The sequence below is a fragment of the Anaerolinea thermophila UNI-1 genome, assembly GCF_000199675.1.
Classification (GTDB): Bacteria; Chloroflexota; Anaerolineae; order Anaerolineales; family Anaerolineaceae; genus Anaerolinea; species Anaerolinea thermophila.
The window spans coordinates 1,293,423-1,308,462 of the sequence record NC_014960.1 but is presented as its reverse complement, the minus strand read 5'-3'; the positions used below and the strand labels follow the sequence as shown (position 1 = coordinate 1,308,462).

The window sequence follows — 15,040 nt, the reverse complement described above, 5'->3', positions numbered from 1 at the left end:
CTATGACCAAACAGCAGGGGATCACTGCGGCGCTGGCGTCAGCGTTATTTTTGGGGGTGGTGCCAATTTTTGGAAAAGTTGCCATCCTCTCTGGTTTTACGCCGCTGGCAGTGATCGCCCTGCGCACAGGGATTGCCGCCATTCTGTTCATGGCTTTCATGGCAATCTGGCGGCGTCCTTTCTTTTACATTTATCCAGTGGGCTTGGTTGGGTGCCTGCTGGCAGGCTTCATCAACGGGTTGGGCTCGGTGCTCTACTACACTGCTCTCGGCAGAATCAACGCGGGCGTTGGACAATTACTTTATTCCCTCTACCCTCTCTTCTTAGCCTTCTGGTTGCTGCTGGATCGTCAATCCATTACCCCCCTGACCGCGCTTCGCCTGGTGATTTCCATTGTTGCGGTTGGGTTGCTCTTACAAACCCACGAAGGCACAATAGATATTCTCGGTGCAGTGATGATGGTAGGTTCTGCAGCCCTGTACGCCCTTCACCTTGTAATTAATCAGCGTATCCTCTTCGAGGTGCCTGCCCCGACCGTGACGATTTATACTCTGCTGGGGATGGCAGCAACGGTAGTCCTTGCCTATCTCATCGGGGATCGCCGTCCACCTGCCGATGGTGTAGCCTGGTGGGCGATTCTCTCCATGGCACTCATTACCTTTCTTTCCCGCTTCACTCTATTTTTGGGGATCAAGCGCCTGGGAGGATTGCAAACCGCCTTGCTGGGTTTGGGGGAAGTGCTGGTTACCGTGGTACTTTCCAGTATATTATTAAATGAAAAACTCACCCCTCAGCAATGGTTAGGCGCTACGCTGCTGTGTGTGAGCCTCATTCTGGTTGGGCTGGACCGCATTCCGCCACAAAAGCGCGTGGCTACCGGGTGGCTTTCGTGGCTCAACCCACCTTCAATTCCTACAACCGACGTACCCTGGCAGTCTCAACCCTGAGCGCTAGTAAAGTCTAGCACGTAGCCTGAACCGCGTACGTTCTTAATCCATTCATTCCATCCGGGCACAGATTCCAGTTTTTGGCGCAAACGGCTGACTACCGGGCGCAGAATACGCGCGGCTTCTTCGTTATCCACCCGATATCCCTGGCAGATTAATACCAGTTCAGAATGGGTAATGACCTGTCCTTTCAACTGGTACAAAATACCCAACAGTTTGGCTTCGGTTGGCGTGAGGGAAACTTCTCCACCCCGCCAGCGAATAATGCGACGATTCAAATCCATCTCCGCGCCACCGGGAAAAGACATTAACTGCGGAGCACGGGCAAGCAATTCGGCATGATACTTCTCGCGCTGACGTTGCTCCAAAGCCCCTTGAATGCTTTTGATAATCTGAGCCGGAGTGGCAGGCTTGAGTAAATAATCATGCACACGGTAGCGCAAAGCCTGGATGGCTGTATCCATAGAGCCATGCGCTGTAAGCACGATTACTTTCAAATCGGGAAGGGTATCTACAATGGTTCGTAAGACATCCATGCCTCCCATACCCGGCATTTTCAAATCCAGAATCATCACATCGAAGGTCTCACGGCGCAATAAATCCACTGCGGCTTCGCCACTTGCCGCAGTACGAATGAGGTACCCCTCTAACTTGAGGATTTCTGCCAGCGAAAGTCGAGCAACTTCTTCATCATCTACAATCAAAATTCGATTCATGCGTCCATTTCCTCTTCTTTTGGAAAGCGAATTTCAAAACAAGCCCCCTGTCCATATTTTCCCGGAATGAGAGCAAGCGTTCCACCATGGGCTTCGATGATTCCATAACTGACCGCCAGACCTAAGCCAGTGCCATTTTTCTTGGTGCTGATGAAAGGTTCAAAAATACGATCCCTGATGTCCGGGGGAACTCCACGCCCCGAGTCCTCCACCGTGATCACCCAATCTTTTTCATCTGAAACGCATTCAATCCAGATCCGTTTTGTTTCACATTCCTCCACGGCGTCCATAGCATTCAGCACAAGGTTGAAGAAAACCTGTTGAATCTGATCTTCCAAACCGGTAATCTCAATCTCCTCAGGAATATGGACTGCAACCTCCACCCCACGCGAGTGAACTTCCGAGCGCATTAAGTCCAGGACGTGTTGAACCGCCTTTGCTAATCGGATGGGAGTGCGCTCACGAGAACTGGGACGGTAGAACTCCAGCATCCGGCGCACTGTTTGGATCAGGCGGTTTAACTCAGTTTCTGTCATGTTCAGATAGTGACTGCGTTGTTCCGGGTCTAAATCGGCACGCAACGCCAGGTGTAGACAATTTTGCAGCGACTGTAACGGGTTATTGATCTCATGTGCCAGCGAAGCAACCAGACGTCCAACCGCAGCCATCTTTTCAGCCTGCACCAGGGCTTGCTGAGATTCCTCCACACGACGCACATAATCTTTCAAATCGGTGTAGAGACGAGCATTTTCCAACGCCACGGCTGCCTGGCGTGCCAGCATGGTAAAGAGGTCTAAATCGGCAGAAGTGTAGGGCTGCGCCGGGCTCGAGCGGCCAGCCAGAAAAATGAACTCTCGCCCACCACGGTTAATAAACGTAACCATGAGGGAATTCCATCCCGCCGATCGTAAAATTTTTTGGAGTGCTGTATCTCCCGGTCCCGTTTGATGGATCAGAATTGGGGTGCTGTCATGTTCAACCAGGAAATGGAAGATTTTTTCCCACAGGTCTTTTTCCAACTGCCGGGGGAGCATATGCCCCACAACCAGGTTTCCCCCTCTCCCCTGCCCTTCACGCTGGATCACCCCTACATATTCGCACTGAAAAATCCCAATGATGGCATTTTGAATCAACTTCTCCAGAGTTTTCAGGGAAGTTTCTGCCAGTAAGGTTTCTGTGATGTCAAATAAGGGTTTGAGAACCTGCGCTCTTGCCGCTTCCTGTTTTTGGCGAGCATAGGTGAGAACACGCTGAACGGCTTCCACCAAACCGGCAGTGTTTTCAAAAGGTTTGAGAATGAGCCCATCAACGCCCCGATACAACGCCTGAATGGCGGTGTCCACCGTGCCAAACCCGGTCATCACCAGAACTGCCAGATCGGGCTGTAGAGCCTTACCGCGCTCAATGAGTTCAAAGCCATCCATCACAGGCATGCGAATATCGGTTAGCAGTAAATCCACACGATGGACTTCGAGAATCTTCAAAGCCTCGAAAGGGTCTGTGGACGCCAACACCTGAAAGGAAGCCCTCTCAAGCAAGCGCTGGCATAACTTCACAATACTTCGATCATCATCCACTACCAGAATGGTGGGTGTGGTCATAGGCTTACCTCAAATTCATCTTCCCCCATATCATTTTACAACGCTTTCTAAAAGGAAATTTTCATCCATTATCCCCCAATCATGTGTTATAGACAAGTAAAAACCCGGAGAAGTTTATAAAAAAAGCCGCTTGTGCGGCTTTGTGAGTGCGCTGGGTGGGAGTTGAACCCACACGCCTCGCGGCACATGGCCCTCAACCATGCCTGTCTGCCAATTCCAGCACCAGCGCGTGCGTGTCTGTATTATAATCGGCTCTGGTTGAATGTCAAGCAAAATCCAGCAATAGAGAGGTTGCCATGCCAATTGTACTTGATGCCATGGGAAGCGATCGTTACCCCGACCCTGAAATTGAAGGGGCTATCACTGCAGCCCTGGAATTGGGTGAAGAAATCATCCTGGTAGGGAACGAAGAAATTGTGCGTCCCAAACTGGAAAAAGCCAACACCCGCAATGCCCCTGTTCGGCTCGTCCATGCCCCTGATGTGCTGGAAATGACCGATAAACCCGTTGAAGGTGCAAGGAAAAAACCGCGCAATTCTATGGCTGTCGGAATGGAACTGATCAAATCCGGCGAAGCCAGCGCCTTTGTTACCGCGGGAAACACTGGTGGGGCAAATTTCATTGCCCTGCGTACCCTGGGACGTATCCGCGGTGTCTCGCGTCCGCCACTTACCGCGGTCTTCCCCACCCGTAAAGGCTTTTGCGTGGTTTGTGATATCGGTGCGAATGTGGATTGCCGTCCGGAATTTCTGGTTGAATTTGCCGTGATGGGATCTATCTACGCACAAAAAATGCTCGGAATTGAGCGCCCGCGCGTAGGACTGCTTTCCAATGGCGAAGAAGCCTCCAAAGGCAATCAACTGGTGCACGATACTTATCCGCTGTTGGAGAAAACCCGCCTCAACTTCATTGGCAACGTGGAAGGAAAAGAAATTTTTCAGGGTGATGTGGACGTAGTGGTTACCGATGGCTTTGTCGGTAATGTGATGCTGAAATCAGTAGAAGCCGTCAGCAAACTGTTGATTGACATGCTGACAGAACAAATCAAGTCTTCCCCTATCACCATGCTGGGCGGATTGCTGGCGAAGCCTGCCTTCCGCAAACTGAAAAAGATGATGGCGCCCGATGAAGTGGGAGCGGCACCCTTACTGGGAATCGACGGTCTGGTGTTTGTGGGACACGGGCGCTCCAATGCTCGGGCGATTTACAGCGCTCTCAAACTGGCACATCAAGCCGTTCAGAAAGACTTGCTCGGCGCCCTGCGCGATGCTATTCAGCAGGAACTTTCATCTACCCCACCCACTGAATAATACCTACAGGGAGTATCTGAATCCATGAACGTTCTTCGTGATGAGAAAAAAGTCCAGCGTAATCAGAAAATTGGACAATACACGTCTTTCGTTGCACTGGCAGTTCTGGTCGGCGGGTTTGTGCTGGCTTTGAACCAGATCATTGCTTCTTTCAAAGACCCAGCCATCATGACAACACCAGAGAGCGAGAGATATCTTACCCTTTCCTATGGCGCAATGTTTGTTGGGCTGATTCTGACCCAAATCAGTCTTTACTTTGGCAACCGGTTTGGCAAAATTCCTCTGGATGAGGCGATTACTTCCAGTCTCAAAGGGCTGGATGACCGCTATCATCTTTACCACTATCAAGGGCCTGTATCACATTTGCTGATTGGCCCTTCGGGTATCTGGTTGCTGGTTCCTTTTTACCAGAAAGGATTCATCACCTTTGAGAAAAACCGTTACCGCCAGCATGGTGTCTCATGGTTAGCCCGACTATTTGGTCAGGAAAGTATAGGAAGGCCTGAACTGGATGCTGAAGCCGCGCTGATGGACTGGGACAAGTTTGTCAAGAAAACCCTGTCTGATGAACAATTGCCCCAAGCCAATGTAGTCCTGGTGTTCACCCACCCCGATGTGCAACTGGATCGAATGGACAATGCCCCCTATCCTGCTGTGCATGTAGAGAAATTGAAGGACTTTGTAAGAAAGCGGGCTAAACAGCAGGTGTTCCCGCCAGAACAGATACAAAAAATTATTGAGGTCTTGCCATCTGAATAAAACAGATGCCTCCCGCTTTTGAAAGCGGGAGGCATGCTTTCACGGAAACCCTTATAGGACTATGAACGCGCAGAGGAAGATACACCGGCTTTGAGCAAACGTACTTCCTGAGGGGTAAGGTAGCGCCACTCACCCGGTTTCAAATCGCCCAAGAGCAAACTTCCAATTCGAATACGAATGATCCGCAAAACCGGTAAACCGGTCAACCGTCCCATCTCGCGGATCTGGCGCTTTCGCCCTTCTCGCAGAATCACCCGTAACCATGCCCCTTTTCCAGCAACACCTTCCACCCGTACCTGCGCTGGCGCCGTACGATAGCCATCTTCCAGGACCACCCCATGTCGCCAGGCTTCCAACTGACGCTCATCCGGGCGTGTGCCAACCAGCACACGGTACTCTTTCTCGTGCCCGTAACGCGGGTGAGTGAGGCGATTCGCCAGTTCGCCGTCATTGGTGAGTAAAATCAATCCTTCGCTTTCGTAGTCCAGCCTGCCCACCGAGAATAAATGTCCTTCCACCGGCACTAAATCGCGCACGGTCGGTCGGGGGTCTTTATGTACTTCCACATCCGAAAGGACCCCCTGGGGTTTATGCAACATGATATATACCGGTGGGGGTTGGAGAGGGATTTTCTGTCCATCCACAAGAATCTGATCCCGGCTGGGGTCGGCTTTCGAACCCAACACTGCTGTTTGTCCGTTGATTTTTACCCTACCCGCCAGAATCAATTCCTCACAGGCACGACGTGAGCCGTAACCTGCACGTGCAAGGATTTTCTGTACCCGTTCTTCTGCCATATGGTCTTCAGTCCTTCAAAATCAAATTTTCCTGTTTGGAAGTTTCTTCTTCTTGCTGATCGTAAGGGGGTAAGTCCTTCAAGGAAGATAATCCAAAATGTTGGAGAAACTCGCTGGTCGTCCCATACAGAATGGGACGTCCGGGAGCCTCTGCCCGACCAACTTCTTCCACCAGCCCCTTGTTTAACAGACTCTTTAAGACTCCATCACTGTTGACGCCGCGAATGGCGTCAATTGCCGGGCGAGTAATCGGCTGACGATAGGCAATAATTGCCAGGGTCTCCAGCGCCGCACGGCTCAGGCGGGCTGTGGCTTCCAGTCCAAGGAAACGCTCTACTGCCTCTGCTGTATGCGGGGCAGTAGTCAACTGCACTCTACCAGAATGCCATTGCAGGCTTAGCCCACGCCCCTGCTGATAAGTTTGCTGCAGTGCCTGCAAGGCTTCTTCCACCATTTCTACCGGCACTTCCAGCGCCTGAGCCAGTTGCGTTGAAGTAACCGGACCGGGAGCGACAAAAAGCAGGGCTTCCACCATCGGCAGGATTGGGCTTACAGGATTGTTAAGAGTCTGTTTTTCACTCATGCTATAATTGGTTGTCATCAATTTATGGTTATGTTATGAGCAAAGCGATGAAAAAAATCCTTCTGTTTTTTGGCTTGTGTATTACGTTGAGCCTGGCTTGCAACCTTCCTCAACGCGTTCAACCCACTCTATCCTCTGTATCCACTCCCTCTACTTCGCTGGAAGGCCAACTGGCTCAAGCCCTGAATGAATTGGCAACCACTGGCAAGGTCACCTTAACCATTACGGAAGAACAAATCGCCGCTTTTGTCCGCCAGCAATCTTCAACTTCTGAAAACAACCTGCAAAATCTTCAGGTTGACTTTCAGGAAAATCGCATTCGACTTACCGGCACAACCTCTACGGGTATTATGAATTCACAGGTAGAGGTGATTTTTGAACCCTATGTCTCGGCAGGTGCCCTGCAAATGCAAGTAGTCTCCGCCAAGATTGGGTCTCTGCCGCTTCCTGAAAAGACCGTCAACGCCATCAGCCAGGTTGTCAACGAACGCATCCAACAACTAACCACTATCCAGGGTAAGCCGTTGAACATCGAGGAAGTCCGGGTAGAAGATGGACAACTTTCTATCACAGGCTCCCTACAGTAATTCCTTCGAGGCAGGATTATACCTGATTATGAGGTTCTTGACATCTTTCCGCTCTACTCTGCGCATCAATCTGATGGGATGGATAGTCCTGCTGTTTGGATGGATTTTAAGCGCCTGTTCTCTCAATCCCGGTACCCCGGTTGAGAATTACACCGTGCAGATTGTGGTGGATGGACAGGCTCTATCTTTGCAAGTGCCCGCAGGAACAACCGTACAAAATGCCATAGAGAAAGCCGGCGTTGCTCTCGAAGCGCTGGATCGGCTGGAACCGCCAGGCTATACTGTGCTGAAAAATGGGGAAAGCGTGCGAGTCATTCGCGTGCGCGAAGAATTGAAGGTGGAGGAAATCACTATTCCCTTTGACAGTCAAACAGTACAGAATGAGTCGCTTCCGGAAAACCGCACGATGATCATTCAGGCAGGGAGCAATGGAAAACTGGAGCGCACGATTCGTATCCTCTACGAAGATGGACAGGAAGTTTCGCGCAGTGTGGTGAAAGAAGTACGCATTGTTGAGCCGCGCCCCGAAATCAAGATGGTAGGGGTTCAGCGTCCCTTCACACCCACCAGCATTCCGGGACGGTTGGTGTACCTTTCGGGCGGCAATGCCTGGCTTATGGAAGGAAACACCGGCAACCGGCGTCCGTTGGTCACCAGTGGCGATTTAGACGGACGCATCTTTTCTCTTTCTCCCAACAAAGAATGGTTGCTCTTTACGCGGCGTTCTTCCACAGAACCGGGAAAGGAAATTAACACCTTGTGGATGCTTAACCTGACCGACTCTGAAGCCCAACCGGTCAACTTGAGGGCAAAGAACATCATTCACTTTGCCGATTGGGTTCCAGGACAGGGGCTGAGCATCACTTACTCAACCGTAGAGCCGCGCACCACCGCGCCGGGATGGCAAGCCAATAATGACCTGGTCCTAACCCGTTACAGCCCCAGCGGAATCATTCTGGAAACCACCACGCTGGTAGAAGCAAACTACGGGGGGGCTTTTGGTTGGTGGGGCACCCAGTTTGCCTGGTCTCCGGATGGGGCTTTGCTGGCATATGCTCAACCCAACGTCGTTGGGCTGGTAAATCTGGAAACCGGGGAACTCACTCCACTGATAAAAATTACCCCCTATCAAACACGTTCGGACTGGGCATGGGTGCCTGCACTTGCCTGGTCACCCAATCATCAGGTGCTGTACACGCTGACACACGCACCACGCCCAGGGCAGGATAATGCCGAAACTTCCCCGTATTTTGACTTAAGCGCTTATATAGTCAATAGTGGTACACTCATCAAGATTGTGGAAAAATCCGGAATGTTCTCTTATCCTGTGGTCTCGCCACGCAATACAGACGGAAGTTATCAGGTGGCTTATCTGAACAACATCTCCAGCGAACAGGGAGACAGTGGACGTTACCGCCTGGCTGTTATGGATCGAGATGGCTCCAACAACCAGCAAGTTTTCCCGGAAGAAGGGAAACTTGGGCTGGATCCTCAGGAAGTGGTCTGGTCTCCAGAACCATTTGAAGATGGAACGTATCGTCTGGCGGTCATCTACCAGAAGAACCTGTTCCTCGTGCACCCTCAAACCGGTGAAGCCCTTCAAATCACCGGAGATGGATTAATAGAAAAGGTGGATTGGTAATGATGCGCATTTTAGTTACCGGCGCCGCCGGATTCCTTGGTTCTCACTTATGTGATCGTCTAATTAAGGAGGGGCATTTTGTCATCGGAATGGACAACTTCATCACGGGCAGCCCGGACAACCTGGCTCACCTGGCTGGAAACCCGAATTTTTTGTTCATTCGCCATGACGTATCAAATTTCATTTTTGTGCCCGGCAAGGTCGATGCGGTGCTTCATTTTGCCTCACCCGCGAGTCCGAATCCCAATTCCCCCTATGGGTACACCAATCTGCCTATTCAGACTATGAAAGCTGGCGCACTGGGAACCCATAATACGTTGGGAGTGGCACGCGCTCATCGGGCTAAATATCTGCTGGCTTCTACCAGCGAAATTTACGGCGATCCTCTGGAGCACCCTCAAAAAGAAAGTTACTGGGGGCACGTGGATCCGATTGGGGTGCGTTCCGTGTATGATGAAGCCAAACGCTTTGCCGAAGCCTTAACCATGGCATATCACCGCTACCACGGCATTGATACCCGCATTGTGCGCATTTTTAACACTTATGGGCCCCGAATGCGCCTGGATGATGGACGGGTCGTGCCAAATTTCATCCAGCAAGCCCTGCGCCACGAACCGCTGACCATTTACGGCGACGGCTCACAAACGCGCAGTTTCTGTTACGTGGATGACCTGATTGAGGGGATCTACCGTTTACTTCTCTCTGATGAGCACAACCCCGTCAATATTGGGAATCCCACCGAGACGACTATTCTTGAATTTGCGCAAACTATCAACCAAATTGTAGGAAACCCGGCAGGGGTTGTTTTCCAACCTGCCTCGCGGTTAGGGGATGACCCACAGCGACGTCAACCTGATATTACTCGTGCAAGGCAGATTTTAAAATGGGAACCGAAAATATCTTTAGCCGAAGGCATTCAGCGAACCATTCCATATTTCAGTCAAAAGATGGGGCTTTCTTCATGATTTTGTCCAATCCACGAGAACGTGAGCGTTTTCTCAAGTTTGCCGTCGTGGGCGTTATCGGCGCGATCGTGGATTTTGGGCTGTTCAACCTCTCTATTGCTTTTCTGGGGATGCCGGCCGTCTGGGCAAGCGCGCTTTCATTCACTGCTGCTGTCATCAGCAACTTTACCTGGAACCGTTTCTGGACATACCCGGACTCTCGAAGCAAGCAACTCTCACAACAACTGGCACAATTCGCTCTGGTCAGCGCAATTGGATTGGGAATTCGCATCCCCATGGTAGCGACACTGGAAATCCCAATGATCAACCTGTTTACCCGCATTTTGCCACGTTCCTTCATTTTTACCCCCACTTTTGCGGGACACAATGTCACCTTGGCAATTGCCGTGCTGGTAGTGATGATGTGGAACTTCTTTGCCAATCGCTTCTGGACATATAATGATGTAAACTAAAGATATGTCCGAGCATCCTTCATTCGAGATTCCTGAGCCAAAAGATTACCTGCTGACCCGTACAGTCAAATCGCTCAAAGAACTGGTCGATCTGGTTAGCGGCAAAGCCTTCCAGTCCGAAGTCAACCGCGAAGACGCTGGACTGGCAGAGATCATGCCGTTTCCATTCCTGGCACTGGTCGGTCAGCAGGAAATGAAACTGGCACTTTTGCTTGCTATCATCAACCCCCTGGTGAATGGGGTGTTGCTTATTGGACCGCGCGGAACGGGAAAGACCACCACTGCCCGCAGTTTGATAGACCTGCTCCCGGAGGTGCAGCGCAGCACCTGTTTTTACGGATGTCTGCCAGAAGATATTGAACAGGGTGGAATGGATGCGGTTTGTCCTGATTGCGCCAAGAAATACGCCGAAGGCATCCCTCTCACTCGGACGGACCGAGTTCGCCTGATTGAATTGCCTCTAAACGCCAAACTGGAAGATGTGGTGGGCGCCCTGGATGAACACGCTCCCGGACACCTGCGCATGCGCATTCGCCGGGGCATTCTGGCTCAGGCTGACCAGAATGTGCTGTATGTGGATGAAGTCAACCTGCTAAGCGATGACATCATCAACGCCATTCTGGATGCGGCATCTTCGGGAACCTATACTCTGCGGCGCAATCTGGTGGCTGCAACCTACCGCTCGCGATTCACTCTGGTAGGTTCGATGAACCCTGAAGAAGGCAACCTCAGGCCTCAAATCATGGATCGTTTCGGGCTACGGGTGGTCGTACACGGGTTAGATAACCTTGACGAGCGATTGGAAGCCTACCGCCGCGCTCGCGCGTACCGGCTGAATCCCCGCGCAACCGTTGCCCAGTATGCTGAAGAAACTGCCCAGGCACGAGCCGAGATTCAGGTAGCGCGTTCCCTCTTGTCCAAAGTAGAGATTCCTACCGAGGTCGCCCGCGCGGGTTCAGAACTGGTAAGACAATTTCAGGTGGAGTCCCTCCGAGCAGAGATTACCCTGTTTGAAGCCGCCCGCGCCTATGCCGCCGCGGATGGAAGAACCACTGTAACCATGGAAGACATCAAGATGGTGGCGCCCATGGCTTTGCGCCTGAGACGCTCTGCCTTCATGATACAATACTTCCGGGAGCAATCCCGCGAAGAAGAAGAAATGCGAAAAATTCTCGATACATTATCCTGAGTTTGGCACGGGAGGTGCATGTATGGCAAAATCCGCTTCTCAACCTGTTGCCCTGAATCCGGACACGTTAACCCCTGCTACACCGGCAGAGTTCTTAACACGAGGATGGTTATACTACGCCCGTGGAAATTACAAAGCCGCTGAGGAAGACTTCCGAAAGGCACTGGAGACCAATGCGAACGATCCGGAAGCCTTGTATGCGCTGGGATTGAATCTGCTTGCCGCAGGACGCTCTCAGGAAGCCGTTGAGATATTTGAGAAAGCCTCAAACGCGGCAGGTGCCATTGATGACCACGTGCGCGCATCAATGATTCAACGTCTGATCAAGGGACACATCAACCGCATCCGCACGGGTAACTGGAATCTGGATCGGTAAAAACCTATGTCTCGCACAACCATCAGCCATCGTGAGCGCCTTGAAACCTGTCTATCCGGCGAGATTCCTGACCGTGTGCCGGTAGCCCTGTGGCGTCACTTTCCTGTTGACGATCAGACCCCCGAAGGGCTTGCGGCGGCAACGGCGGCTTTCCAACGGTTGTATGACTTCGACTTCATCAAAGTAACCCCTGCCTCATCGTTCTGCCTGAAAGATTGGGGCGCAGAAGACGAATGGCGCGGTCATCCGGAAGGCACACGGGAGTACACCCGCCGGGTTATTCAACAACCTGAAGACTGGGCTAAACTCCCCTTGTTGGATCCAACCAGCGGGCATTTGGGAGACCAGATTCATTGTGTGCGCATCCTGACCGCCGAATTTGCCCCGCATACCCCGGTGGTGCAGACCATCTTCAGCCCTTTGGCGCAAGCCAAAAATCTGATTGGGCAAGAGAACCTGCTGATTCACCTGCGTCGTTACCCCGAAGCCTTACACGCCGGCTTGGAGCGCATCACTCAGGTAACCATTCGCTTCATCGAAGAACTGCGTAAAACTGCCATTGACGGGATTTTTTATGCCGTTCAACACGCCCAATACGGGCTTCTTTCTGAAGAAGAGTTTGAGACATTTGGGCGGTATTACGACTTGCGCGTTCTGGAAGCCGTCAAAGGATGGTGGTTGAATATCATCCACCTGCATGGGAATGAGGTAATGTTCAACAAAGTGGCAGACTATCCATGCACAGTGCTCAACTGGCATGATCGTCAAACGTCTCCATCGCTCAGCGAAGCCAAACAAACGTATTCCGGGGTGATTTGTGGAGGCTTGCGTCAATGGGAAACCCTGGTACTGGGTACACCCGAAGCAGTATTCGAAGAAGCCCGCGAGGCTATTCTGTCCACCGAAGGGGAGCGCTTCATCCTGGGTACAGGTTGCGTGTTGCCCGTGATAGCCCCTAATGGGAATATTCTGGCAGTGCGGCAGGCAGTCGAGCAAATCTCTCCCCCATGAGGTGTGGCTTGTGAGCAATCCGAGAATTATCAGTGGTAAAGCGCGTGGAACGCGTCTGAAGAGTGTGCCGGGAGATATCACCCGCCCGATCACCGACATGGTGAAAGAGGCACTGTTCAATATCCTCGGCGGGGATATTTACGGCGCAACGTTTCTGGATATGTTTGGTGGAACAGGAAGCGTCGGCATTGAAGCCCTCAGCCGCGGCGCGAATTTCTGCCGTTTTATTGATTTACACCGCGTGGCTGTCCAAACCATCCGCACTAATCTGGAGCTGACCCGTTTGCAGGAACGCGCTCAGGTACTACAGGGAGATGCTTTCACGCTGCTGAGTCGTCCTGCAGACCGGCAATTTGACTATATTTTCATCGCTCCACCCCAATACAAAGGGTTATGGGAAAAAGCTCTCGCTACAGTGGACAATCACGTCGAATGGCTTTCCGAAGACGGCTGGGTAATTGTCCAAATCGACCCCGTAGAATATTCGCCTCAGTCCCTCCAACACCTGGAGGAATTCGAACAACGGCGGTATGGGAACACGCTGCTGATCTTCTACGAACGCAAAAGTGAAGAATCCCCTTCTTCCGAATGAAAATGCACCATTAATTGCTCATTTTCATAACGCGAGATTGCCCAAAATGGAGGATCCCCCTGTTGCCATGCCAGAACACGGGGCAGGATTTGGGGAAGGTCCTCTACCAGAGGGAGTTTTTGCACATCTTTCCAGGACACCCATTCCAGAGTTCCTTCTTCAGACTGCCAGGAAAATTTTTCTCTGACCTCGCCACGAAAGACAAAAATACACACCCCCGTATCTGCCTGAACGTCCACCATAAGCACCCCTATGCCATGAAGTCGTACATTTTCCACACCGGCTTCTTCCCTTAACTCTCTTTTTGCCGCCGACAATGGATCTTCTCCATGCTCAACATGACCTCCCAAACCATTGTAACGATTTGCCCACAAACGCTTGGTCGGCGCACCTCTGATGAGCAATATTTCCTCACCATGCACCAGGAAAATGAGTGTACGCGGGATGACTTTATAGCGAGGCAAATGGACTCCCTGATCTGAAGCAGGCATTCTTCACCTCCAAAGATTAACACAGCCCGGTAAAATTCCCGGGCTGTGTCGTGACTTGCTGAAACAAGGTTATTTCCCTAACAGAGCACGCACTTCCGGTAAGCGTCCGGCGCTGCCGAGTTTTTCATTCTTGTGGGCAATGAACTTGGCGTACTCTGCCATGAAAATCTTGCCAATCGGACGCATGTCAATTTCTTCGGGATGATCGCGGAAGTATTCACGATGGACGCGCGTCCACACCAGACGTCCATCAGTGTCAATATTCACCTTGGTGACACCCAATTCAGCCGCGCGTCGGAACTGATTCTCATCCACCCCTTTGGCGCCTTTCAGGTTGCCACCCGCGCGGTTAATTCGCTCCACTTCTTCCTGGGGCACCGAAGAAGACCCATGCATGACCAGAGGGAAGCCCGGCAGGCGCTTCTGGATTTCCGCCAGCACATCGAAACGCAAAGTTTGATTACCTGTGAACTTGAAAGCGCCGTGGCTGGTGCCAATAGCTACTGCCAGAGAATCGCACCCGGTGCGCTCAACAAACTCTTTGGCGTTGTCGGGGTCGGTGAGTTTAGCATTGGATTCATCCACGCTCACATGCTCTTCCACACCCCCTAACTGCCCAAGTTCGGCTTCCACCACAATGCCACGGGCATGGGCGGCTTCAACCACCCGGCGGGTAATGGCAATATTGGTTTCGAAATCCTCATGGCTGGCATCAATCATTACCGAGGAATAAAAACCGCTCTCGATAGCATCCATGCAGGTCTCTTCATCGCCATGATCAAGATGCACTGCAAAGATAGCATCAGGGAAAATCTCATCGGCTGCGCGGATAATGGCTTCGAGCATGCGCTTATCGGTGTATTTGCGCGCTCCCTTGCTGATCTGGATAATGAACGGAGCCTGACTTTCAAGATTGCCCCGGAAAAGCCCCATGCATTGTTCCAGGTTATTGATGTTGTATGCGCCAATGGCATATTTACCGTAGGCGGCTTCGAATAATTTTTTCGTGGTAACAATCATCT

17 protein-coding genes and 1 tRNA gene are annotated in these 15,040 nt (G+C 51.7%); 11 read left to right on the top strand and 7 right to left on the bottom strand.

Annotation, left to right across the window (positions count from 1 at the left end; translation table 11 throughout):
• Positions 1-2: 2 nt before the first annotated feature.
• Complete coding sequence (locus ANT_RS05895) at positions 3-947, top strand: DMT family transporter (RefSeq protein ID WP_013559598.1); 945 nt, start codon at positions 3-5, stop codon at positions 945-947.
• On the opposite strand, the gene ANT_RS05890 is transcribed toward ANT_RS05895, so the two are convergent.
• The 3 genes from ANT_RS05890 to ANT_RS05880 all read right to left on the bottom strand — a co-directional run bounded on the left by ANT_RS05890 (position 938) and on the right by ANT_RS05880 (position 3,493).
• On the bottom strand, positions 938-1,663 hold the full coding sequence (locus ANT_RS05890; RefSeq protein ID WP_013559597.1) for a response regulator transcription factor: 726 nt from the start codon (positions 1,661-1,663) through the stop codon (positions 938-940). The two genes, ANT_RS05895 and ANT_RS05890, sit on opposite strands and share 10 nt — an antisense overlap.
• The gene (locus tag ANT_RS05885; RefSeq protein ID WP_013559596.1) at positions 1,660-3,264 is read right to left on the bottom strand and encodes a hybrid sensor histidine kinase/response regulator; all 1,605 of its coding nucleotides are present in this window, start codon (positions 3,262-3,264) and stop codon (positions 1,660-1,662) included. The genes ANT_RS05890 and ANT_RS05885 overlap by 4 nt, the downstream gene beginning before the upstream one ends.
• Positions 3,265-3,411: 147 nt before the next feature.
• Positions 3,412-3,493 (bottom strand) — tRNA-Leu (locus tag ANT_RS05880).
• Positions 3,494-3,560: 67 nt separating this feature from the next.
• On the opposite strand from ANT_RS05880, the gene plsX reads away from it, so the two are divergent.
• Together plsX and ANT_RS05870 are read left to right on the top strand one after the other, a co-directional pair.
• Positions 3,561-4,574 (top strand): phosphate acyltransferase PlsX, encoded by a 1,014-nt coding sequence (gene plsX, locus ANT_RS05875; RefSeq protein ID WP_013559595.1) that lies wholly within the window; start codon positions 3,561-3,563, stop codon positions 4,572-4,574.
• A 24-nt stretch (positions 4,575-4,598) separates the two neighbouring features.
• Entirely contained in the window at positions 4,599-5,333 is a 735-nt protein-coding gene (locus ANT_RS05870) for a hypothetical protein (protein WP_013559594.1), read from the top strand.
• A gap of 59 nt (positions 5,334-5,392) precedes the next feature.
• Here ANT_RS05870 and ANT_RS05865 read toward each other — a convergent pair whose 3' ends face one another.
• Together ANT_RS05865 and scpB are read right to left on the bottom strand one after the other, a co-directional pair.
• Positions 5,393-6,130, bottom strand: coding sequence for a pseudouridine synthase (locus ANT_RS05865; protein WP_013559593.1), 738 nt, complete (start codon positions 6,128-6,130; stop codon positions 5,393-5,395).
• 7 nt (positions 6,131-6,137) lie between these two features.
• On the bottom strand, positions 6,138-6,713 hold the full coding sequence (gene scpB, locus ANT_RS05860) for an SMC-Scp complex subunit ScpB (protein ID WP_013559592.1): 576 nt from the start codon (positions 6,711-6,713) through the stop codon (positions 6,138-6,140).
• Positions 6,714-6,760: 47 nt separating this feature from the next.
• Between scpB and ANT_RS05855 the strand changes: the two genes are divergently transcribed.
• From ANT_RS05855 to rsmD, 8 genes are read left to right on the top strand one after another with little or no spacing between them, the layout of a single operon-like run.
• A complete protein-coding gene (locus ANT_RS05855; protein WP_013559591.1) occupies positions 6,761-7,300 on the top strand; it encodes an LmeA family phospholipid-binding protein in 540 nt (179 codons plus the stop codon).
• Positions 7,301-7,328: 28 nt separating this feature from the next.
• A complete protein-coding gene (locus ANT_RS05850) occupies positions 7,329-8,942 on the top strand; it encodes a G5 domain-containing protein (RefSeq protein WP_013559590.1) in 1,614 nt (537 codons plus the stop codon).
• A gap of 2 nt (positions 8,943-8,944) precedes the next feature.
• Positions 8,945-9,907 (top strand): UDP-glucuronic acid decarboxylase family protein, encoded by a 963-nt coding sequence (locus ANT_RS05845; protein WP_013559589.1) that lies wholly within the window; start codon positions 8,945-8,947, stop codon positions 9,905-9,907.
• Positions 9,904-10,359, top strand: coding sequence for a GtrA family protein (locus tag ANT_RS05840; RefSeq protein WP_013559588.1), 456 nt, complete (start codon positions 9,904-9,906; stop codon positions 10,357-10,359). Before ANT_RS05845 ends, ANT_RS05840 begins: the two co-directional genes overlap by 4 nt.
• A gap of 4 nt (positions 10,360-10,363) precedes the next feature.
• Positions 10,364-11,548 carry a magnesium chelatase ATPase subunit I gene (locus ANT_RS05835; RefSeq protein WP_013559587.1) on the top strand — a complete coding sequence of 395 codons (1,185 nt, stop codon included), beginning with the start codon at positions 10,364-10,366 and terminating at the stop codon, positions 11,546-11,548.
• A 22-nt stretch (positions 11,549-11,570) separates the two neighbouring features.
• Positions 11,571-11,924 (top strand): tetratricopeptide repeat protein, encoded by a 354-nt coding sequence (locus ANT_RS05830; protein WP_013559586.1) that lies wholly within the window; start codon positions 11,571-11,573, stop codon positions 11,922-11,924.
• 6 nt (positions 11,925-11,930) lie between these two features.
• Positions 11,931-12,935, top strand: a complete 1,005-nt coding sequence (locus tag ANT_RS05825; protein WP_013559585.1) for a uroporphyrinogen decarboxylase family protein — start codon at positions 11,931-11,933, stop codon at positions 12,933-12,935.
• 10 nt (positions 12,936-12,945) lie between these two features.
• The gene (gene rsmD / locus ANT_RS05820) at positions 12,946-13,527 is read left to right on the top strand and encodes a 16S rRNA (guanine(966)-N(2))-methyltransferase RsmD (protein ID WP_013559584.1); all 582 of its coding nucleotides are present in this window, start codon (positions 12,946-12,948) and stop codon (positions 13,525-13,527) included.
• On the opposite strand, the gene ANT_RS16175 is transcribed toward rsmD, so the two are convergent.
• Both ANT_RS16175 and ANT_RS05810 read right to left on the bottom strand, forming a co-directional pair.
• A complete protein-coding gene (locus ANT_RS16175; RefSeq protein ID WP_013559583.1) occupies positions 13,488-14,018 on the bottom strand; it encodes an NUDIX hydrolase in 531 nt (176 codons plus the stop codon). The genes rsmD and ANT_RS16175 overlap by 40 nt on opposite strands.
• A 69-nt stretch (positions 14,019-14,087) precedes the next feature.
• Positions 14,088-15,038 carry a class II fructose-bisphosphate aldolase gene (locus ANT_RS05810; RefSeq protein ID WP_013559582.1) on the bottom strand — a complete coding sequence of 317 codons (951 nt, stop codon included), beginning with the start codon at positions 15,036-15,038 and terminating at the stop codon, positions 14,088-14,090.
• Positions 15,039-15,040 lie beyond the last annotated feature (2 nt).